22 protein-coding genes are annotated in these 20,470 nt (G+C 70.3%); 11 read left to right on the forward strand and 11 right to left on the reverse strand.

Going from position 1 to position 20,470, the window contains the following annotated elements; genetic code table 11:
- The 7 genes from ACODT0_RS28045 to ACODT0_RS28075 form a co-directional block, all read right to left on the reverse strand.
- Positions 1 to 510 (reverse strand): ATP-binding cassette domain-containing protein (locus ACODT0_RS28045; RefSeq protein WP_489042830.1); only part of this gene is annotated, 510 nt, incomplete at its 3' end.
- Positions 507 to 1,379, reverse strand: coding sequence for an ABC transporter permease (locus ACODT0_RS28050; protein ID WP_296729439.1), 873 nt, complete (start codon positions 1,377 to 1,379; stop codon positions 507 to 509). The genes ACODT0_RS28050 and ACODT0_RS28045, both read right to left, overlap by 4 nt.
- Positions 1,376 to 2,395 (reverse strand): ABC transporter permease, encoded by a 1,020-nt coding sequence (locus ACODT0_RS28055; protein WP_413765311.1) that lies wholly within the window; start codon positions 2,393 to 2,395, stop codon positions 1,376 to 1,378. The genes ACODT0_RS28050 and ACODT0_RS28055 overlap by 4 nt, the downstream gene beginning before the upstream one ends.
- Positions 2,392 to 4,002 (reverse strand): ABC transporter substrate-binding protein, encoded by a 1,611-nt coding sequence (locus tag ACODT0_RS28060; RefSeq protein WP_296729444.1) that lies wholly within the window; start codon positions 4,000 to 4,002, stop codon positions 2,392 to 2,394. The genes ACODT0_RS28055 and ACODT0_RS28060 overlap by 4 nt, the downstream gene beginning before the upstream one ends.
- Before the next feature lie 30 nt (positions 4,003 to 4,032).
- Positions 4,033 to 5,241 carry an SfnB family sulfur acquisition oxidoreductase gene (locus tag ACODT0_RS28065; protein ID WP_489042831.1) on the reverse strand — a complete coding sequence of 403 codons (1,209 nt, stop codon included), beginning with the start codon at positions 5,239 to 5,241 and terminating at the stop codon, positions 4,033 to 4,035.
- Positions 5,238 to 6,620 (reverse strand): LLM class flavin-dependent oxidoreductase, encoded by a 1,383-nt coding sequence (locus ACODT0_RS28070; protein WP_413765313.1) that lies wholly within the window; start codon positions 6,618 to 6,620, stop codon positions 5,238 to 5,240. Before ACODT0_RS28070 ends, ACODT0_RS28065 begins: the two co-directional genes overlap by 4 nt.
- 77 nt (positions 6,621 to 6,697) lie before the next feature.
- The gene (locus ACODT0_RS28075; protein WP_413765314.1) at positions 6,698 to 7,609 is read right to left on the reverse strand and encodes a TauD/TfdA dioxygenase family protein; all 912 of its coding nucleotides are present in this window, start codon (positions 7,607 to 7,609) and stop codon (positions 6,698 to 6,700) included.
- 212 nt (positions 7,610 to 7,821) lie between these two features.
- On the opposite strand from ACODT0_RS28075, the gene ACODT0_RS28080 reads away from it, so the two are divergent.
- Together ACODT0_RS28080 and ACODT0_RS28085 are read left to right on the forward strand one after the other, a co-directional pair.
- Positions 7,822 to 8,313, forward strand: a complete 492-nt coding sequence (locus tag ACODT0_RS28080) for a helix-turn-helix domain-containing protein (protein WP_296729453.1) — start codon at positions 7,822 to 7,824, stop codon at positions 8,311 to 8,313.
- Positions 8,310 to 8,969, forward strand: coding sequence for a nucleotidyl transferase AbiEii/AbiGii toxin family protein (locus ACODT0_RS28085; RefSeq protein WP_296729455.1), 660 nt, complete (start codon positions 8,310 to 8,312; stop codon positions 8,967 to 8,969). The genes ACODT0_RS28080 and ACODT0_RS28085 overlap by 4 nt, the downstream gene beginning before the upstream one ends.
- 4 nt (positions 8,970 to 8,973) lie before the next feature.
- Here ACODT0_RS28085 and ACODT0_RS28090 read toward each other — a convergent pair whose 3' ends face one another.
- Positions 8,974 to 9,993 carry an ABC transporter substrate-binding protein gene (locus ACODT0_RS28090; protein ID WP_093345876.1) on the reverse strand — a complete coding sequence of 340 codons (1,020 nt, stop codon included), beginning with the start codon at positions 9,991 to 9,993 and terminating at the stop codon, positions 8,974 to 8,976.
- A 235-nt stretch (positions 9,994 to 10,228) separates the two neighbouring features.
- Between ACODT0_RS28090 and ACODT0_RS28095 the strand changes: the two genes are divergently transcribed.
- Genes ACODT0_RS28095 through ACODT0_RS28120 form a run of 6 tightly spaced genes read left to right on the forward strand, consistent with a single transcriptional unit; the run spans position 10,229 to position 16,496 of the window.
- Entirely contained in the window at positions 10,229 to 11,419 is a 1,191-nt protein-coding gene (locus ACODT0_RS28095; RefSeq protein ID WP_296729460.1) for an ABC transporter substrate-binding protein, read from the forward strand.
- 49 nt (positions 11,420 to 11,468) lie between these two features.
- Entirely contained in the window at positions 11,469 to 13,298 is a 1,830-nt protein-coding gene (locus tag ACODT0_RS28100; RefSeq protein ID WP_489042832.1) for an ABC transporter permease, read from the forward strand.
- 15 nt (positions 13,299 to 13,313) lie between these two features.
- Positions 13,314 to 13,892, forward strand: coding sequence for an OsmC family protein (locus ACODT0_RS28105; RefSeq protein WP_057592629.1), 579 nt, complete (start codon positions 13,314 to 13,316; stop codon positions 13,890 to 13,892).
- The gene (locus ACODT0_RS28110; protein ID WP_413765316.1) at positions 13,876 to 14,733 is read left to right on the forward strand and encodes an ABC transporter ATP-binding protein; all 858 of its coding nucleotides are present in this window, start codon (positions 13,876 to 13,878) and stop codon (positions 14,731 to 14,733) included. The genes ACODT0_RS28105 and ACODT0_RS28110 overlap by 17 nt, the downstream gene beginning before the upstream one ends.
- Complete coding sequence (locus tag ACODT0_RS28115; RefSeq protein WP_413765317.1) at positions 14,730 to 15,575, forward strand: ABC transporter ATP-binding protein; 846 nt, start codon at positions 14,730 to 14,732, stop codon at positions 15,573 to 15,575. Before ACODT0_RS28110 ends, ACODT0_RS28115 begins: the two co-directional genes overlap by 4 nt.
- 33 nt (positions 15,576 to 15,608) lie before the next feature.
- Positions 15,609 to 16,496 carry a VOC family protein gene (locus ACODT0_RS28120; RefSeq protein WP_489042833.1) on the forward strand — a complete coding sequence of 296 codons (888 nt, stop codon included), beginning with the start codon at positions 15,609 to 15,611 and terminating at the stop codon, positions 16,494 to 16,496.
- 20 nt (positions 16,497 to 16,516) lie between these two features.
- Here ACODT0_RS28120 and ACODT0_RS28125 read toward each other — a convergent pair whose 3' ends face one another.
- Positions 16,517 to 16,789: a hypothetical protein gene (locus ACODT0_RS28125; protein WP_413765319.1), complete on the reverse strand. Its 273-nt coding sequence runs from the start codon at positions 16,787 to 16,789 to the stop codon at positions 16,517 to 16,519.
- Between the two features lie 164 nt (positions 16,790 to 16,953).
- On the opposite strand from ACODT0_RS28125, the gene ACODT0_RS28130 reads away from it, so the two are divergent.
- The gene (locus ACODT0_RS28130) at positions 16,954 to 17,451 is read left to right on the forward strand and encodes an arsenate reductase ArsC (protein ID WP_296729476.1); all 498 of its coding nucleotides are present in this window, start codon (positions 16,954 to 16,956) and stop codon (positions 17,449 to 17,451) included.
- Positions 17,452 to 17,461: 10 nt separating this feature from the next.
- Here the strand turns inward: ACODT0_RS28130 and ACODT0_RS28135 are convergent, their stop codons facing one another.
- The gene (locus ACODT0_RS28135; RefSeq protein WP_057592633.1) at positions 17,462 to 17,737 is read right to left on the reverse strand and encodes a hypothetical protein; all 276 of its coding nucleotides are present in this window, start codon (positions 17,735 to 17,737) and stop codon (positions 17,462 to 17,464) included.
- 328 nt (positions 17,738 to 18,065) lie between these two features.
- Here ACODT0_RS28135 and ACODT0_RS28140 point away from each other — a divergent pair, with 328 nt between their 5' ends.
- Positions 18,066 to 18,389, forward strand: coding sequence for a hypothetical protein (locus tag ACODT0_RS28140; protein WP_057592634.1), 324 nt, complete (start codon positions 18,066 to 18,068; stop codon positions 18,387 to 18,389).
- A 39-nt stretch (positions 18,390 to 18,428) separates the two neighbouring features.
- Here the strand turns inward: ACODT0_RS28140 and ACODT0_RS28145 are convergent, their stop codons facing one another.
- On the reverse strand, positions 18,429 to 19,340 hold the full coding sequence (locus tag ACODT0_RS28145; RefSeq protein WP_057592635.1) for a LysR family transcriptional regulator: 912 nt from the start codon (positions 19,338 to 19,340) through the stop codon (positions 18,429 to 18,431).
- Between the two features lie 152 nt (positions 19,341 to 19,492).
- On the opposite strand from ACODT0_RS28145, the gene ACODT0_RS28150 reads away from it, so the two are divergent.
- Entirely contained in the window at positions 19,493 to 20,470 is a 978-nt protein-coding gene (locus ACODT0_RS28150) for a Bug family tripartite tricarboxylate transporter substrate binding protein (RefSeq protein ID WP_489042834.1), read from the forward strand.

Here is a 20,470-nt window from a genome sequence, read left to right on the forward strand (position 1 = left end):
GATCATCGCGCGCTGGCACTGGCCGCCCGAGAGCTGGTGGGCAAAAGCGCGCAGCCGGCGCTCGGGCTCGGGCAGGCCCACGCGTTCGATCCATTCGAGTGCGGCCTGGCGCGCGGCGCGTGCCGACAGGCCGCGGTGCAGCCGCAGCACCTGCTGCAGCTGGTCGCCGATGGTGCGCAGCGGATGCAGCGCGCGGCGCGGACTCTGGAACACGAAGCCGATGCGGCGGCCACGCAGCGCATCCCAGGCCGCGCGCGCCGGACGGCCGCTGTCGTCGAGCAGTTCGAGCCCCTGGAAGCGCAGCCGCCGCGCGGCCGCGTCGGCCTGCGCATCGAGCAGGCCCGCGAGCGCCAGCGCGGTCACCGACTTGCCCGATCCGCTCTCGCCGACCAGGCCCAGGGTTTCGCCGGCCGCGAGCTGGAGGCTCACGCGGTCGAGCACATGGACCGCGCCCTGCGCGCCATGGAAGCGCAGGCTCAGCGCATCGACCTCGAGCAGCGGCGCGCTCATGGGCCGCTCCGGTCGGCGGCGCCGCGCGGATCGAGCCGGTCGCGCAGCGCGTCGCCCAGCAGCGTGAAGCAGCCCACGGCCATGAACAGCGCCAGGCCCGGGAAGCCCGCGAGCCACCACTGGCCGGTGATGATGTAGGGTGCGCCTTCGCTCACCAGCACGCCCCATTCGGGCGTCGGCGGCCTCACGCCGAGGCCGATGAAGGACAGGCCCGCGCCATTGAGCAGCGCCCAGCCCAGGTTGATCGAGCCCTGCACCGCGAGCATGGGCAGCACGTGCGGCAGCAGCACGCCGAACAGCAGCCGCGCCGGGCCCTGGCCGCTGAGCCGCGCGGCCAGCACATAGCCGGCGCCGCGCCGCACGCCGACCTCGCTGCGCGCGAGCCGGATGTAGAAGGGCAGGTTGATCAGCGCCGTCGCATAGACGATGTTGATCACCGTGTTGCCCCAGGCCGCGACCAGCGCCATCGCCACCACGAACAGCGGGAAGGCCATCAGCACGTCGACCAGCCGGCCGACCCAGCGGTCGAGCCGGCCCCCGACGAAGCCGCACAGCGCACCGATGGCGCTGCCCGCCGCCAGCGACAGCAGCACCGCGCCCGCGGCCATCGAGAGATCGAGCCGCGTGGCCACCAGCACGCGCGAGAACAGGTCGCGGCCCAGCGCGTCGGTGCCGAACCAGTGCAGCGCGCTCGGCGGCTGCAGCCGCGCGGGCACGTCGGTGGCGAGAGGATCGAAGGGCGCGAGCGCGGGGCCGGCGATGGCGGCGAACAGCAGCAGCGCGAGCAGCAGCAGGCCCAGCGCCTCGTTGCCGCGCGGGCGCCAGCGCGGCCGCGCATCCGCCTCGAACTTGCCCGGCACCGCGCTCATGCCGCGCTCCCCACGCGCGGATCGATGCGCTCGTGCAGCAGGTCGATCGCGAAATTCACCAGCACGAACATCAGCGCGACCAGCAGCACGAAGCCCTGCAGCGGCGCATGGTCGGCCGCCATCAGCGCGTCGAGCGCATAGCTGCCGATGCCGGGCCAGGCGAACACCTTCTCGATCACCACGTTGGCGCTCAGCATGTACGAGAACACCATGCCTGCACTGGTGACCACCGGCAGCAGCGCCAGGTGCAGCGCGCCGGCCAGCACCGCGCGCGGCGGCAGGCCGAGCGCGCGCGCGGTGCGCACGGGGTCGCTGCGCAGCACGCCCAGCAGCGACGCGCGCGTGAGCCGCGCCACCGGTGCCAGCGAGAAGGCGGCCATCGCCACGCTCGGCAGCAGCAGCCGGCCGGCCGCGGAAGCGAAGGCATCCCAGCGCAGCGCGAGGACGGCATCGACCAGCATGAAGCCGCTGCGCACCGGCGGCGGCTCGATCATCGCGTCGATGCGGCCCGTGGGTTCGGGCGCCCAGCCCAGCAGGAAATAGAAGACGTAGACCAGCAGCAGCGCGATCACGAAGCTCGGCACGCAGCTGCCGCCCACCGTGAGCACGGTGCAGGCGCGGTCCCACAACGAGCGCGGGCGCAGCGCGGCCGCGGTGCCCAGCGGCAGTGCCACCAGCAGCGTGAGCACGAAGGCCGCGAAGGTGAGCTCTAGCGAGGCCGGCAGGCGCTGCCACAGGTCGGTCAGCACCGGCTGCCCCGTCGTGTGCGACTGGCCCCAGTCGCCGTGCGCCAGTGCCTGCAGGTAGTGCCACAGCTGCGTCGGTAGGGGCAGGTCGAGGCCCATGCGCGCGCGGATCTGCGCGATCTCCTCCGGACCGGCGTTCGGCCCCGAGGCGAGGAAGGCCGCGGGGTCGCCCGGCAGCACGTGCGTGAGCACGAAGGTGAAGACGGCAGTGCCCGCGAGCACCGGCACGGTGGCCGCGAGCCTGGAGACGACGCGCCGGGCGAAGCTCATGAGCGCGTCAATGGCCGGAAGTCCACCTGGCCATGGATGTAGTAGGTGAAGCCCTGCAGGTCGGGCTGCAGCGCCGCCTCGAAGGTGGGCAGCCACAGCGGCACCAGCGGCACCTGCTCGAAGGCGATCTCGATCGCGCGCTGGATCGCGCGGTCGTATTTCGCGCGGTCGGTCTCCCAGCGCGCCTGCTCGAGCAGCTTGGCGAGTTCGTCGTTCTTGAACGAACCGAAGTTCCAGCGCCAGTCTCCCTGGAAGAAGATGCGGAAGAAGTAGTCGGGGTCGTTGAACCAGGCCGAGGAGCTGTCGATGAAGAAGGGCAGCTTCTTCTCGGTCTGCAGCGTGCCCCACTGGGCGCTGGGCACCTTCTCGATGCTCAGCGCGATGCCGATCTTCGCCAGCGCTTCCTGGATCAGCAGCGCCGCGGGCTCGGCCAGCGTGGCGTCGCCGACGTTGTAGCTGAAGCTGGTCTTGAAGCCCTGCGGATGGCCGGCCTGCGCCAGCAGCTCCTTCGCCTTGAGCAACTGGGTGTCGTAGGGATAGGGCTGCGGAAAGCGGCTGCTCGCGGGCTTGCCGGGCCTGGCGCCGTACAGCGCCTCGCCGCGGCCCAGGTTGGCGCCGCGCAGCAGGGTGGTGTAGGGCAGGGCGTAGGCGATGGCCTGGCGCACGCGCACGTCGTCGAAGGGCTTGGCCTGGGTGTTGAAGGCGACGAAGCGGAAGCTGGTCGTGACCGGCACCGACACCACCTTGGCGCGCGTGGTGTCGGTCAGCGCGTCGAGGTCCTTGGGCGGCAGCTGCAGCGCCACGTCGGCGTCGCCCTTGAGCAAGGCGGCCACGCGGTTGGAGGCCGAGGGCACGACCTGGAACACGGCGCGGCGCAGCTGGGGCGCGCTGCCGCCCTTCCAACCATCGAAGCGGGTGTAGACCACCTGCTGGCCCGGCGTGAAGCTCTCGATGCGGAAGGCGCCACCGCCGGCTTCGTGCGCCTTGACCCATTCGGTGGCCCAGGGATCGGCCGCGGTGGCATGCGACTTCGCGAGCTCGCTGTTGAGCACCGAGGCGAAGCTCAGCGCGAGGTTCGGCAGCGTGTAGCGGTCGGCGCGCGGCAGCGCGATGCGGAAGGTGTGCGCATCCACCACCGTGAACTGCGAGGGATTCTCGAGCGAGCCGGTAGCGAGCTGGCGCTTGCTGGCCGGCAGCGAGACCGCGCGGTCGAGCGACCACTTCACGTCGGCGGCCGTCACGGGCTTGCCGTCGTGGAAGGTGGCGTCGCGGCGCAGGAAGAAGGTCAGGGTGCGGCCGTCGGCGCTGGTTTCGAAACGCTCGGCCAGCTCGCCGCGAAAGCGGCCGTAGTCGTACTTGAAGACGCCCGGCGAGAGCTGCGCGCGGTCGAAGTTGATGAGCCGGTCGTAGACGTTGAAGAACAGGCCCAGCGATTCGCGGCTCACGCCCTCGCCGTGCGGGTCCTGCGAGTTGGGCGCGCCCTCGGAGAGCACGCGCAGCGTGTCCTTGCGCGCCTGGGCCCAGGCCGACAGAGGCAGGCTGGTGCCGGCGACGGTGCCGAGAGAGAAGGCTGCGCTGCCTTGTTGAATGAAACGGCGACGGTCCATGGTGATGGCTTTCGGAAAGACGAGGAAGGATCAGATCGAAGCGTGACGTTGTGGACTGGCGCCGTTGAGCCAGTGATTGCCCACGGCATGCGGCTTCCAGCGCACCGGGTCGTGCACGGTGTGGGTGCGCGCATTGCGCCAGTGGCGATCGAGGTTGTGCTCGGCCAGCGTGGACTGCGTGCCCGCGAGCTCGATCAGCGCGGTGGCCGCCTCGAGCGCGAACTCGGTGCTCAGCACCTTGGCTTCGACGACCGCGATCGAGGCCTCGGTCACATGGTCGGCGCCGGGTTCGTCGCGCGCACGGTCGAGCGCGTGGCCCGAGCGTTCGAGCAGCGCCTCGGTCGCGTGCTGCTGGATCACCAGCCGGCCGATGCGCGCGAGCGTGAGCGGATCGTCGGCCGCGCGCGCCACGCCGCTGTCGGGCCAGGGCCGCGCGCGCTCGCGCACCCAGTGGTGCAGGTCGGCCATGGCGGCGCGGCCGATGCCGAGATCGATGGCGGCGTGCAGCACCTGCGCGAACGGGCCGTGGATGGTCGGCGGCTCGAACAGTTGCGCGCGCGGCAGCACCTGCAGCGCGCCGACCGCCACGTTGTCGGCCGTGACGGTGCCGCTCGCGGTGGTGCGCTGGCCGAAGCCGCTCCAGTCGTCGACGACCTCGAGACCCGGCGCCTCGCGCGCGACGTAGACCAGCACCTGGTTGTCCTGCTCGTCCCTGGCCGCGACCGGCACCCAGTGCGCGAACAGCGCACCGGTGCAGTAGAACTTGCGGCCGTCGAGCCGCAGGCCCTCGGGCGTGGCACGCAGCCGCGCGGTCACGACCTTGGCGTTGGCGGTGCCGCTTTCCGACACCGCGTTGCCGAAGCGCCGGCCCTCGATCGCCTCGCGGAAGAAGAACTTCTGCTGCTGCGCGTCGCCGATCAGCCGCACCGCGTCGACCAGGCAGTAGTGGTTCTGCGGAATCTGGCCGAGCGCGGGATCGGCCTCGGAGATCAGTGCCGTGACCTCGGCCAGCGTGGCATGCGAGACCGCGGCGCCGCCGAAGGCGCGCGGCACCGTGATGCCCCAGAGGCCGCTGGCCGAGAAGCGCTCGACCTCCTCGAAGGGCAGGCGGCGCTGCCGGTCGCGCTCGGAGGCACCGGTGGCGAAGTCGGCCGCGAGGCGGTGCGCGATGGCGAGGGCCTCGGCATCGTCGCGCACGACGTGGACCGGGCCGGTGGAGAGGGAGGAGGGAGCTGTCATGGCGATGCGGAGGTGCGCCGCCGCACCCCGGTGTGGGAGGACGGCAGCCGGGCTCGGTCCGGGCCGAAGATCTTTTCGCGCCAGCTGCCTTCGGCATAGGCGCGCTTGTGCAGGCCGCGGCGCTGCAGTTCGGGCACCACGAGGTCGACGAAATGCTCGAGGCCCTCGGGGCTCACGGTGCGCACGAGGTTGAAGCCGTCGATGCCTGCCTCGCAGACCCAGGCCTCGATGGTGTCGGCGATCTGCGCGGGCGTGCCGACCACGGGCGCATGGCGCGCGCCCAGCGGCATCTGCGCGAGCAGCGCGCGCGGGGTCAGCTGCGCACCGCCGGGCCGCTTGAGCGAGGCGACCGAGCTCTGGATCGCATCGGCGCTGCCGCCGCCGATGGCGTCGTCGAGGCCGTGGCGCGAGAGGTCGTGGCCGATCGCGCTGCTGAACTGCACCAGGCCGGCCTCGGGTTGCGCATAGCGGCGGTACTCCTCGTAGCGCGCACGGGCCTCGGCTTCGGTGGCCCCGGTCACGACCAGCAGCGTGGTCACGAAGCGCACCGCGTCGGCATCGCGCCCGGCCTCGGCCAGCGCCGCGCGCAGCTTGCGCACCACGGCCGCGGTGGCGGCCAGGCCCTGGTTGGGCACGAACACCACCTCCGCATGGCGTGCCGCGAAGGCCGTGCCGCGCGCCGAGGCGCCGGCCTGGAACAGCAGCGGCGTGCGCTGCGGCGAAGGCTCGCAGGGATGCACCGCATCGAGCCGCCAGCCTTCGCCCGCATGGCGGATGGCGCGCACGCGCGCGGGGTCGGCATAGATGCCGCGCGCGCGGTCGGCGATCACCGCGTCGTCGTCCCAGCTCTCTTCCCAGAGCCGGTAGACCAGCGTCATGAACTCGTCGGCCAGGTCGTAGCGCCGGTCGTGGCCGGTGGCGGCGGCCGCGCCCTGCGCGCGCGCCGAGCTGTCGAGGAAGCCGGTCACGATGTTCCAGCCGATGCGGCCCTCGCTCAGGTGGTCGAGCGTGGACATGCGGCGCGCGAAGGCATGCGGCGCCTCGGCCGCGATGGTGGCCGTGATGCCGAAGCCCAGGTGGCGCGTGACGCTGGCCATCGCGCTCACGAGCACGGCCGGGTCGTTGATCGGCACCTGGATGCCGTGGCGCAGCGCGGCCTCGGGGTTGCCGCCCCAGACGTCGTAGACGCCGGTCACGTCGGCGAGGAACAGGCCGTCGAACAGCCCGCGCTCGAGCGTGCGCGCGAGGTCGAGCCAGTAGGGCAGCCGCTTGTAGTCGGTGGCGCGGTCGCGCGGATGCCGCCACAGGCCGTGGGTCAGGTGGCTGGGCGTGTTCATGTCGAACGCGTTCAGCAGGATGGGACGGCGGGGAAGGGGCATGGCTGGCTCGCGCGCGCGCCGCCGCGCGGGGCGGTGGCGCGCATGGCGGTGCGCTTGGGGGAGGGCCGGTGGCGGTGTCAGTACGGGCGGCTGCCCGAGAGGCTGATGCGCTTGAGCACGCGGCGCTCGCCGTTGTCGAAAGCGCTGCGCGCGTGCAGCGTGGCCTGGTTGTCCCAGTAGACGATGTCGCCCACGCTCCAGCGGTGCGTGTAGGCGAAGCGCGGCTGCAGCAGGTGCTGGCGCAGGCGCGCGATCAGCGCGGCGCCGTACTGCGGATCGACGCCGACGATCTCGACCTCGGTGCGCGCGCCCAGGTAGAGGATGCGGCGGCCGCTGTCGGGATGGGTGCGCACCAGCGGATGCACCTCGAAGGGTTCGAGCGGCGCGATGTCGGGCGTGCGGTAGAGCGGGAAGCCGGTGGTGAGCGGCTTGAGCTTGCGCAGGAAGGGGTTGTAGGTGATGAGCCGCAGGTGCTCGATCTCGCGCTGCGTGCCGGCATCGAGTTCGTCCCAGGCGGCCGCTAGGTTGTACCAGGTGGTGTCGCCGCCCTCCGAGGGCACCTCGATGCCGTAGAGCAGCGAACCCGACGACGGCACCGGCGTCCAGTGGTGGTCGGCATGCGCCGCGAGCTCGTCATGGCCGAGCACGCCGCCGTCGACGTTCGACACCCGCACGATGTCGGGCGTGTTGCCGCCATAGGGATCGGAGCCGAGCACCGGCACGTTCGACGGCGGACGGAACACGGCGCCGAAGTAGCTCGCGAGGCGCTCGAACTGCGTGTCATCGAGCCGCTGCTGCTTGAGCACCAGCACATGCCGCTCGAGCAGCGCCTCCTTGAGCGCACGCACCTGCGCGGCCGGCACCGGGCGCGTGGCGTCGAGACCTGTGACCTCGGCGCCGAGCGATGCGTCGATCGCGGCGATCCTGAACGGGACAACGGAAGAAGGTTCGGCAACGGTCGGCCGTTCGGCGGCAAGCACGGAGGACATGGCGTGGGAGCGCGGGAGCGCTGGGTGGAATGGATGCTGCGCCCGATGCTAGGAAAGTTCGCATGGGTTGCATGCGCTCTTTGCGCATGTGCTTATGCGAAGAATCGAAGGGGAGTGGTTCGGGCCGGGCTTAGGTCTTTTTCTTTGGCATTCAGATTCAACCGGAATAGAATGTCCAATATTTTTGACATATTTCGGATTCAATCTTCGCCATGAACCTGATCGACATCGGCCACGCGGTACGCGCCAGGCGCACTGAGCTGGGCTTGTCCCAGTCTCAGCTGGCGCACCTGAGCGGCCTTTCGCGGCAGACCCTGGTCGGCCTGGAGAACGGTGCGCTGGGCGACCTGGGCGTCAACCGCGTGGGCCAGGTGATGGCGGTGCTGGGGCTGGACAGCCCCGCGCCGGATACGCTGGCGCGGCGCAAGAAGCGTGGCCTGTGGATGGCGGCCAAGACGGCCAGCGTCAGCTACGCACGCGAGCTCGGCCCCGAAGCGCTGGAGAAGGTCCTGGCGAGCGGCGACGTGCCGCCGCCATTCACCGCGCACCTGACCCATCTGCTCGATGAAGCGCCCATTCCCGTCGTCGTGATGGCCGTGGAAGAAACCGCCTCGCGCGCGCGCCTGCCGCCGCGGCAGGTCTGGCGCAACGTGGCGAAGCTCGCGGAGTCCTTGTCCGTGCACCGGCAGGCGCTGTGGGCATGAAGCCGAGACCACTGCCCAACGGTCCCTGGGAGGCACTGTTCGCGCGGGCGCTGACGCTGCTCGACGACATCGGTCGGTACGGTGGCATCGCCGATCCGTTCTGGACCCTGGGCGGCGGGACCGTGCTGATGTTCCGCTACCGTCATCGGCTGAGCAAGGACATCGATATCTTCGTGCCCGATCCGCAATACCTCGGCTATGTCACGCCTCGATTGAGCGACACGGCGGCGAACTTGACGCAGGACTACACCGAGCAGCCGGGCGCCTTCGTCAAGCTGCAGTTCGAGGAGGGCGAGGTCGACTTCGTGGCCGCTCCCAATCTGCTGCCGGACAAGGCCTGGGAAATCTGGCACATCGGCGGCCGTCAGGTGAAGGTGGAGACAGCCGCCGAGATCATCGCCAAGAAGATGTACCACCGCGGCGACCGGGTCACGGCGCGCGACCTGTTCGACCTTGCACTCGTGATCGAACGCGAGCCTCTAGACCTTCTGCCGGCGGCACCGTTCCTGCTGCGCCACCGGGACGCCTTTCTCGGACAGATCCGGCAACCGCATGCCGGCTTGCGCGCCGCGTTCGATGCCATCGCGACATTGGAGTACGCGCCGGACTTCGAGCACTGCGCGGCCACGGCCGGGGAATTCCTGATCGGCCTGTAGCCCCTCAAGCCAGCACGTCCAGCGACACGTGGTTCGCAAACCGAACCACGTCCGTGCTCTTCTTCAGGATCCCCGCATTCCGGAAGTCCGTCGCAAACGCCTCCACCTCGTTGCGCAGCGCCTTGCCCGCCGGATGGTGCTTGTAGGTCAGCTCGGTGAACAGCTTCTGCAGGTCTTCCACCGCGACCTTGGGCGCGTACTTGGCATAGATGCGCGCCGACTCGTTCGGGTTCTCGGCCACGTAGTCGGAGGCCTGCGCCAGCGCGCGCACGGTGGCGGCGGCGCGTGGCTTGTCGTTGCGCGCGAACTCGCCGCGCGCGCCGACGATGCAGCACAGGCGCTCGGCGTACTCGCCCTTGGCGCTGTTGGCGATCTCGGTGAAGACGCCGGGGTTGCGCTTCTCGATCAGGTAGACGTTCGGGTCGCCATCGGCAATGGCCTGGATCTCGCCCTTCTTCACGGCGATGTCGAGCAGGTCGGCCGGATAGACGCGCCAGTCGACGTCCTTGTCGATGTCGATGCCCTTCTTCGCGAGATGGATCGCATAGAACTGCCGCGCTGGGCTGTTCTGGTCCGACACGCCGATGGTCTTGCCCTTGAGGCTCGCGAGCTCGGTGGTCACGCCTGCCGCCTTGGCACCCACCAGCCGCAGGCAGCCGCCATGCACGCTGCCGACCACCTTCACGTCGAAGCCGGCTTCCAGCGGCTTGACCCAGCGATGGATCAGGCCCACGCCGACATCGGCCTTGCCGGTGGCCAGTGCCTCGAGCATCTGGTCGGACGAGCCGGCCCAGTTCAGCAGCTCGACATCGAGCCCGTTCTTCTCGAAGAAGCCGCGCTCGAGCGCGACCGGCACGGGCGCCAAGCAGAAGCCGGCCTGGCTCCAGGCAAAGGTCAGCTTGCGCGGTTGCGACCAGGCCGAGGCGCCGAGCAGGGCCGCGGAGCCCACGACGGCGGCAGCGGCGCCGGCTTGAAGGACGCTGCGGCGCGAAGGCGGCAGGCGCGAGGAAAGAGAGTCGGTCATCAGGGCTTCTCCACCGGAATATTCGAAGCGGCGAGTGTGGAAGCGCGGTCCGCGCCTATCCAACGAATGTTTTCGGTCATGCATATGTCCGGCCTGCAAGAGCGCGGAGAGCGTCGAGAGCACGCCTTGCCTTGCTCGGAAAACGCATATCGCGCAGCGCTTTTTTTCGTTCCAGCGGCCCCGGGCAACGCGAAGAATGGCCGGCCTGATCTTCATGCCCCGGGACCCCCACACCATGCCAACACCGATCTCCCGCCAACGCTTCCTGCGCCGGATCGCCGCGCTGTCGCTGGCCGGCGCCGCCTTCGCGCTGTCCGCACCCGTCCTGGCCGCGCCGGCCAGCGGCGAGCCCGTCTGGTTCGGCGTCAGCGGTCCGCTGACCGGCCAGAACGCGCAGTACGGCGCGCAGTGGAAGGCGGGCTTCGACCTCGCGCTCGAGCACATCAACGCGCAGGGCGGCATCCATGGCCGGCCGCTGGCCTACAACTTCGAGGACAGCCAGAGCGACCCGCGCCAGTCGGTCGCGATCGCGCAGAAGCTGGTGAACGACAAGCGCGTGCTGATCGAGCTCGGCGACTTCTCGAGCCCGGCCTCGATGGCGGCGTCGCCGATCTACCAGCGCGCGGGCCTGGTGCAACTGGGTTTCACCAACTCGCATCCCGACTTCACCAAGGGCGGCGACTACATCTGGAGCCCGTCGATCAGCCAGGCCGACGCGCAGCCGCTGTTGGCCGATCTCGCGGTCAAGACGCTGGGCTTCAAGCGCATCGCGGTGCTCTATCTCAACACCGACTGGGGCCGCACCAGCAAGGACGTGCTGGTGAAGGCCGCGCAGGAACGCGGCGCGCAGCTCGCCATCGCCGAGGGCTACCAGCCCGACGAGAAGGACTTCCGCTCGACGCTCGTGCGCGTGCGCGACGCCAACCCCGATGGCCTGGTGCTGATCTCCTACTACCCCGACGGCGCGCTCATCGCGGGCCAGGTGCGCAGCGTGGGCCTGAAGCAGCCGATCGCGGCGGTGGGGTCGGTCTATTCGCCGAAGTTCATCGAGCTCGGCGGCGCCGCGGTCAACGGCATCCACACCAACACCGCCTTCTTCCCCGAAGAGCCGCGCGCCGAGGTGCGCGACTTCGTGAAGAGCTTCCGCACCAGGTACGACAAGGAACCCGACGCCTTCAACGCCTATGCCTACGACGCCGTGGTGTACGCGGCCGCCGCGTTGCGCCAGGCCGGGCCCAACGCCGACCGCAAGGCGGTGCGCGATGCCTTCTACAAGATCAAGGACGTGCCCAGCGTGATCTTCGGCAAGGCCAGCTTCGATCCGCAGACGCGCCGCGTGATCGGCGTGAAGAGCGTGAACCTGGTGGTGAAGGACGGCAAGTGGACGCAGCTCGACGAGAAGGCGGCGCTGGCCTCGACCAAATGATCGGTCTCGCGCACCGCGCACCCTGGCGCGCGCAGACGGCGGTCCTTCGATGAACTTCGGCTCCTTCTTCGACTACATGGTCAACGGCCTGATCATCGGCAACATCTATGCGTTGCTGGCGGTCGGGCTGGCGCTGATCTTCGGCGTCTCGCACCTGATCAACTTCGCGCACGGCTCGGTCTACACCGTCGGCGCCTACATCGGCTGGGCCTCGATCACTTATCTGCACACGCCGCTGCCCGTGACGATCGCGCTGGTGGTGCTGGGCTCGGGCGCGCTCGGCATGCTGATCGAGCGCGTGGGGCTGCGCCCGCTGCAGGGCGCGGCACGCATCGCGCCGCTGCTGGCCACCATCGGCATCAGCTTCGTGCTCGACATCCTGGTGCAGCTGGTCTTCAGCCCCGATCCGCGCGCGCTGCCCACGGCGTTGCCCGACTGGCGGCTGCAGGTCGGCAGCGGCACCATCGGCGCGCTCGACCTGCTGATCGCGGGCATCGGCCTCGCGAGCGCGGCCGTGCTGTTCGGCTTCCTGCGCTTCACCAGGCTCGGCTGGGCGGTGCGCGCCACCGCGCAGGACCGCGACGCGGCGCAGCAGATGGGCGTCGACGTCGACCGCGTGAATCAGACCGTGTTCGCGATCGCGGCCGCGCTCGGCGGGCTGTCGGGCCTGCTGGTGGGCATGTACTACAACAACATCAGTCCCGCGATGAGCTTCCAGGCCACGCTCAAGGGCGTGGTGGCCACGGTGGTCGGCGGCGTGGGCAACGTGCCGGGTGCCATCGTCGGCAGCCTGCTGCTGGGGCTGATCGAGAGCTACGGCGTGGCGCTGCTGGGCACGCCCTATCGCAACCTGTTCGCCTTCGCGCTGCTGCTGGCGATCCTGGTGTGGAAGCCCAACGGCCTGTTCGGCCGCAAGCGCGCGCTGCCGCCCGAGCCGCTGACCGGCACCTTCATCGCGCCGAGCAAACCCTGGCGCGTGCCGCGCCGGCTGCTCGTGGCGCTGTTCGCGGCCGCGGTGCTGCTGCCGCTGTTCGATCCCTCACCCTATCTGCTGCAGACGCTCACCAATGCCTGGCTCTATGCCGCGCTGGCGCTGAGCCTCACGCTGGTGGCGGGCACGGTCGGCCAGATCTCGCTCGGCCATGCGGGACTGCTGGCCATCGGCGCCTATGCTTCCTCGCTGCTGGTGCTCGACCTGCACCTGCCGGTGGGCACGGGCATCGTGCTGGCGGGCATCCTCACCTCGCTGATCGGCACCGCGCTGATCTTCCCGGCCTTCCGGCTGCGCGGCCACTACGTGTCGATCGCCACGCTGGGCATCGGCGAGATCGTGGCGCTCACCATCCTCAACTGGGAGAGCCTCACGCGCGGGCCGATCGGCGTCTCGGGCATTCCGCCGCTGTCGCTGTTCGGGCGCGATGCCTCGTCCAACGGCGCGATCTACTGGGCCTCGTTCGGCGCCATGGTGCTGCTCGCGCTGCTGCAGTGGCGGCTGCTGGGCTCGCACCTGGGCCGCACCTTCCGCGCGGTGCGCGCGGACGAGGTGGCCGCGCGCGCCTACGGCGTGAGCCCCGACCGCTACAAGGCGCTGGCCTTCGGCTTCGGCGGCTTCGCGGCCGGCGTGAGCGGCGCCTTCACGGCCCACATGTACTCGTACATCAACCACGAGACCTTCGGCTCGCAGATCTCGATCCTCGCGCTCACCATGGTGATCCTCGGCGGGCTCGGGAACATCAGCGGCGCGCTGCTCGGCGCGGTCGCGCTCGTGAGCCTGCCCGAACTGTTCCGCGTCACCGCCGAGTACCGCATGCTGATCTACGGCGTCGCGCTGCTGCTGCTGATCCGTTTCCGCCCGCAAGGCCTGCTGGGCACCGTCTGAAGAAGGAACCACACCATGAGCCATCTCAACGACTACCTCGCCGAGAAGCGCGCCGCCGTGCTGGCGCGCAATGCCGCTGTCGACGCGGGCAGCGCGCAGCCGCTGCAACTGAAGGCCAGCGTGAAGGCCGAGGGCCGCAGCGGCGTGCGCCGGCTGCGCATCCGCGACCACCAGGTCATCAGCGACAGCCCGCCGAACTTCGCGGGCTACGACCTCGGCCCGAGCTCGCCCGAGCTGCAGCTCGGCGTGCTCGGCACCTGCGTCACGCACATCTTCCTGATCCAGGCGGCCGAGCGCCAGGTGCCGCTCGAGAGCCTCGAGGTCGAGGTCACGGGCCTCATCGATCCGCGCGGCGGCAAGCCGGGCCACGAGAGCACGCCGATCTGGCCGCACCAGATCGGCTACACGGTGCACATCGATTCGCCCGCGAGCCGTGCCGAGATCGACGCGCTGTTCGAGGCAGTGGAGCGCAACTGCCCGATCCTCAACCTGCTGCGCAACCCGCAGACCATCCGCGCCGAGGTGAAGCTCGTGAACTCGAAGGCGCAGGCCGCCCGCGCGCCGCAGGAAGCGGGCGATGCCGTCGCTGCTTGAGATCCGCGGCCTGGTGCGCCGCTTCGGCGGCCTCACGGCCGTGAACGCGATCGACCTGCACGTGGGCGAGGGCGAATTGCTCAGCGTGATCGGGCCCAACGGGGCCGGCAAGACCACGCTCTTCAACCTCGTGACCGGCCTGGACCGGCCCGACGAAGGGCAGGTGCTGTTCGAGGGGCGGGACATCACGGGCCTGCCCGCGCAGCAGCTCGCCGCGCGCGGGCTGGCGCGGACCTTCCAGCATGGGCGCGTGTTCGCCAACCTCTCGGTGCTCGACAACGTGCTGGTCGGCGCGCACACCCGGCTGCGCGCCGTGAAGCCGCGCGTGGGCGGCGTGCCGGGCCTGGGCGCGCTGGCCGAACTGGCGCTCGCGCTGGTGCAGCCCGCCGCCGTGCGGCGCGAGGAGGAGACGCTGCGCCGGGAGGCGCTCGAGATCGTCGCGCTGTTCGGCGAACGGCTGGCGCCGCGCGTCGATCACCCGGCCTACAGCCTCTCGTACGCCAACCGCCGCCGCGTGGAGATCGCGCGCGCGCTCGCGCTCCAGCCCCGGCTGCTGCTGCTCGACGAACCCACGGCCGGCATGAACGAGAGCGAGACCGCCGAGATGCTCGAGATCATCCGCGGCCTGAAGGCGCGCGGCCAGACCATCCTGCTGATCGAGCACAAGCTCGACCTCGTGATGCAGCTGTCGGACCGCGTGGCCGTGCTCGACGACGGCTGCAAGATCGCCGAGGGCCGGCCCGGCGACGTGCGCAACGACCCCGCGGTGATCGAGGCCTATCTCGGCCACCGGCAGGTGGGGCAGGTGGGTCGGGCACGGCCCGAGGCGGTGCCCGCATGATCGCCACCGTCGCCCGCACGGGGCTGCCGCCGTCGCCGTTGTGGGGAGACGGCCGCGACGAGGACCATGCCGCGCTAGCCGCGAGCCCCGCGGCCCGCACCACCGCTCATCCGCTGCTCCAGCTGCGCAGGGTCAACAGCTTCTACGGCCCGGTGCAGGCCCATTTCGATCTCGACATCGAGGTGCGCAAGGGCCAGATCGTGAGCCTGCTCGGCGGCAATGCCAGCGGCAAGTCGACCACCATGAAGATCGTGCTGGGCCTGCTCAAGCCGCGTTCGGGCGAGGTGCTGTTCGACGGCGTCTCGACGCTGGGCCTGAGCACGCCGCAGATCATCCGCCAGGGCATCGGCTCGGTGCCCGAGGCGCGCCGGCTGTTTCCCGCGATGACCGTGCGCGAGAACCTGCTGATGGGTGCCTATGCGCGCAACGACCGCCGCGCGGTGGCCGAGGACCTCGAGCGCATGCTCGAGCTGTTCCCGCGCGTGGCCGAGCGCATCGATTTCCAGGCCGGCACGCTCTCGGGCGGCGAGCAGCAGATGGTGGCGATGGCGCGCGCGCTCATGGGCCGCCCGCAGCTCATCTGCATGGACGAGCCGACCATGGGCCTGTCGCCTCTGTACGTGGACAAGGTGCTCGAGCTGATCGCGCGCATCAATGCCCAGGGCGTCTCGGTCTTCATGGTCGAGCAGAACGCCAGCCTCGCGCTGCAGATCGCGCACCACGGCTACGTGCTGCAGACCGGGCGCATCGTGCTCTCGGGCCCGGCCGCCGCGCTGCTCGACGACCCGCGCATCCGCGATGCCTACCTGGGCGGCGACGGCGCCGCGCGCACCGCCTCCTGAACTTCATACGTCCCCAAGGGAGAACACACGACCATGTCATTGAAACTCGACCACATCGTCATCGCGGTGCACGACCTCGAGAGCGCCATCGCCGACTACGCGGCGCTCGGCTTCCACGTGCTGCGCGGCGGCGACCATCCGGGCCGCACCACGCACAACGCGCTGGTGGTGTTCCAGGACGGCAGCTACTTCGAGCTGATCGCCTGGCGCGCGCCCTCGCCCGAGGAGCGCTGGTGGCAATTGCTGCAGCGCCATGGCGAAGGCATCGTCGACTTCGCGCTGCTGCCGCGCAGCACCGCGGTCACCGTCGAGGAGGCCAGGGCGCGCGGCCTGGCGCTCGAGGGGCCGGTCGATGGCGGCCGCGTGCGCCCCGACGGCGAACGCCTGCGTTGGCAGACCGCGCGGCCCGCGACGGCCGACCTGCCTTTCCTGTGCGGCGACCTCACGCCGCGCGCGCTGCGCGTGCCCGAGGGCGACGCGCGCACGCATCCCAATGGCGCGCTCGGCGTCGCGAGCCTCGCGCTCGCGGTGCACGACCTCGATGCCACGCTCGAGCGCTACCGCGCGCTGCTCGGCGACGGGCATGGCGAGGTGGCGGTGCATATCGGCGAAGCCGTGGCGCTGCCGGGCAGCGGCGTGCGGCTGGCCGTGATCGCGGTCGGCGGCAGCGCGCTGGTGTTCTCGTCGCCGCGCGCCAGCGCGAAGACCGATGCCGCCACGCCGATCGGCCGCGCGGTGGAGCAGCGGCTCAGCGCGCGCGGGGAGGGGCCGTATGCGCTGGTGCTGCACACCGCGGCCACGGCGTCGCCCGAGGCGCCGGATCTCGCGAAGACGCATGGCGCGCTGATCGAGTTCGCGCCGGCCGCGCGCGAAGGCGCCGCGCGGCGCGCATCGGCGCTCGACAGCCTCGTGGGCGGCTGAGGAGTGCCGGAGCGGGTCGCTTACTTGTCGGCGTGCTCGTCCTTGCCGTCTTCGGCCGACTCCTCTTCTTCTTCCTCTTCCGATTCCTCGAAGTACTCGGGGATCGGCTGCTCGGCCAGCGCCTTCGCCAGCTGCAGGCGGAACTCGGCCAGTGCCTTGGCCGACTTGGCGATGTCCTTGGCGCCCTGGTCGGCGATCTTCTCGACCAGCAGGGCCGGTTCTTCCGACAGGATGATCTCGATGTAGTGGTCGGCGAGTTCGGCGGCGGCGATGAGCTTGGCGTCGTTGGACATGCGGTGCTTTCGGTGAGGTGGAGAAAGACGCCATCGTGCGCAGCGAAGGTGACGCCGGCACTACACACGCCGGCGCGGGGCTGTCATGCGTGCGTCATCGGAAGCGGCGTCAATGCCCGGGTCCGCAACAAACCGGGCCGCGACGCGCGGCCTCGCGTCACGCCATGAATCCTGGCCATCCCGTCCACGTCCTGTTCCTCTGCAACAGCAACGCCGCGCGCAGCCTGATCGCCGAATCGCTGCTCGACCAACTGGGCCACGGCCGCTTCGTCGCGCATTCCGCGGGCCATGCGCCCACGGCCGACGGCCAGGCCGATCCGCGCACGCTCGAGGCGCTGCGTGGCGCGGGTCTGCCGACCGAAGGACTGCGCAGCAAGAGCTGGGAGGAATTCGGCACGGCCTCGGCCCCGCACATGGACCTCGTGGTCACGCTGTGCGACGAATCCGCGGGCGAGACCTGCCCGGTCTGGCCGGGCCAGCCCGCCTCGGCGCACTGGTCGCATCCCGATCCGCGCGCGCCGGGCAACGAGCTCGGCGACGACGCCTTCGTGCAAACCATGCATGCGATCCGCCGGCATGTGGAGCTGCTGGTCAACCTGCCCGACGAGCGCATCGACCGGCTCGTGATCGAGGCCGAGGCCCGGCGGATCGGCAGCACCTGAGACGGACGGCTCAGCCTTGCCGCCCACCCCCCTTCGGCACGGGCTCGCGATGGTAGGTCGACCATTTCACGGTCAGGATGTCGGCCGCGATCTTGGCGGCGTTGACGCCCGCATAAGACTCCGAGGGATCGAACTCGAAGGCCTGCTGGTAGCGCACGACCTGCGCATAGTCCTGGTCGAAGACCATAGGCCCCGTGACCTCGGTGGGGTCGGTGCCGGCCGGCAGGGCCAGGAATTTCTGCGGGTCGGTGCTGCTTTGGTAGAGGTCGACGCTCAACTGGGTCATATGCTTGTCCTCGAGGTCTTCATGAAGGGAATCCGGGCGGGTGCACGGAACGGTCCGGGTGGCGCGCGGGGCGCGGGAGCCCGGTGCCGAAAAAATAGTCACAGGCCTTCGGGGCCCGCGCAATCAGTCCATGCCTACACGCTGTCGCCCGGCCTGACACGGCGCCGTCGGCGCGACCAGGATTCAGGGCCGACGGTCCCTGGCCGGCAAGGCGAGGCGGCGCTGGCCTACAGGAAGCGGCGCCTGGAATCGATAGCGTCGTCCAGCGCGTGATCGGACCGCGCCATCACTTTCTCCCACCATCACGCTCACTGTTGAGGACCAAGCCATGCAAGACGACCGGGATGCCGCTTTCGCGGCTTGGGTGGGAGCGGAGGACGAGGCCCAGGCGGCCATCCACTGCCTGCACCAGCGCACGCGCGGAGGGCGCCTGAAGCCGGCGTCCACCGACATCGAGCAGATCGCGCGGCTGCGCAAGGAAGCCGATGTGCGCTTTGCTGCGCTGTGGGGCGCGCTCGGCACGCCCGCAACGATGCCCGCCGTCCGGCCGGAGGCGCTGCCCGTGACGCCGCGCGCGGAGCGACCGCAGCGCATCGTGGTGGGGCCGCGCATCGCGCCGCAGGGCGCGTCGCTGCCTTCGATCGCGGGCTGAGAACGGCAGGCGGAATCGGCCTCTGGCGGCCGATTCGCGTCACGGTGGCAGGAAGAGTCCTTCCCCCACGCAAAGCGCCATCTGTTCCTCGACGGCACTGCGAAAGACCTTCGCGGCCAGGCTAACCGGCCGCCCCTTGGCCACCGCGAGCATGCGGGCCACCGAGAAGCCGCGCACCGGCACGGCCACGAGGCCTTGCCAGATGCTCGAGGTTCGCACCACGGATTTCGGCAGCACGGCAACGCCGAGGTCCGCCCGAGTGAGTTGCGCGGCCCCTTCGTTGCCGTCGATCTGGATGACCGGCTGCATCACCCCGTGTTCGGTCTCGAGGCTGTGCCGCAGGCCCAGCGAAATGATGATCGGCAGCTTGCGCAGCTCGCGTGCGTGAACGCTCGAACGCGCGGCCAGCTTTGAGCCGGGAAGACAGAAGACCGCGATTTCCTGCCGCGCGAGCGGCGTGAAATGGACGTGCTCCTGGTTGCCGGGATTCGACACGATCGCCAGTTCGATGGTGCCGGCCGTCAGCCGATGCAATGCGTCGTCGGTGGGACTTTCCGTCAGCTCCAGCCGGACCTGCGGAAAGCGCTGGCGGAAGTCCAGCGCGAGGCGGCCGTGGATCGCCTGCCCGACCGTGGGCGCCGACGACATCCGCACCGTGCCGCGCACGTCGCGATGAAAGCCGCGCATGCCGCGGTTGAAGTTGGAGACGTCCAGGGTCGTGCTCTCCACCTCGCGCAGGATGAAGCGCGCGCGTTCCAGGAACATCAGGCCGCTGTCGGTGAGCTGCACCCCCGCGATGCTCCGGTGGAAGAGGGGGCCGCCCAGGTCTTCCTCGAGCAGGCGCATCTGTCGGCTGATCGCGGACTGCGCCACGTGCAATACCGCCGCGGCGGCACTGATGCTTCCCTTCTCCGCCACCGTCAGGAAGTAGCGCACCTGCCGCAGATCCATGTTTCGTCTCCAGAGCCGTTCCAGCTAAATTTTAGATGGATGGCAGCTGAAATCTCTTCTTTTGCGTTGGTATCAACCCCTCCAGAATTGCGCCTGCCGGACGGGGCGCGATCGCAGGGCCCGCCAGCCAGACAAGAAAGATGGAGACAAGGATGATCAAGACCGCGTTGCGTTGCGCAGCCCTGGCGCTGTCCGTGCTTGCACTGGGCACCCCGGCCCACGCCGACTATCCCGAGAAGCCCGTGCGCATCGTCGTGCCGTTCGCGGCCGGCGCGGGCGCGGACATGGCCTCGCGCTTCATGGCGGGCAAGCTCGCGCAGCGCTGGGGCCAGGGCACGGTGGTCGACAACCAGGTCGGTGCCAACAGCATCATCGGCGCGCAGCAGGTCGCCCGCGCGCCGGCCGACGGCTACACGCTGCTGGTGCCCAACGACACCACGCTGGCGGCCAATCCGGCGCTGTATGCCAGGCTGCCCTACGACCCCCTCAAGGATTTCGCGCCGATCGCGCTGATCGGCGAAACCCCTTTCGTGCTGGTCGCGTCGCCCAGCTTGAAGGTGCGTTCGGTCAAGGAGCTGGTGGAGGCCGCCAAGGCCAGGCCCGGCGAGATCAACTTCAGCTCCAGCGGCGTCGCCAGCGCCCAGCATCTCCCGATGGAGATCCTGATGCGCAGCGCGGGCATCCGGATGCTGCACGTGCCTTACAAGGGCGCGGCGGAAGCCGCCACGGCGGTCGTGGGCGACCAGGTGCAGGTGATGTTCGCCGGCGTCTCGGCCGTGCTGCCGTTCCTGCAGTCGGGCCGGCTCGTGCCGCTGGCCGTCGGCACTTCGGAAAGGCTGGCCGTGCTGCCCAGGGGCCCGACCATGGCCGAGTCCGGCTTCCCGGGCTTTCGCTATGGCGCCTGGCTGGGGTTCGTGGCGCCGGCCGCCACGCCCGCGGCCATCGTGCAGAAGATCAACGCCGATGTCGGCGAGGTGCTGCGCCAGCCCGAGGCGCGCGAGCGGCTGCTGGCCATGGGTTTCCTTCCCGCGGCACCGGCCAGCCCCGAAGCCTTCCGCAAGCACATCGACGAGGAACAGGCGCGCTACGGCAAGTTCATCCGGGCGGCCGGCATCGAGCCGTCGCGCTGA

This window comes from Variovorax sp. FG153, assembly GCF_057809595.1.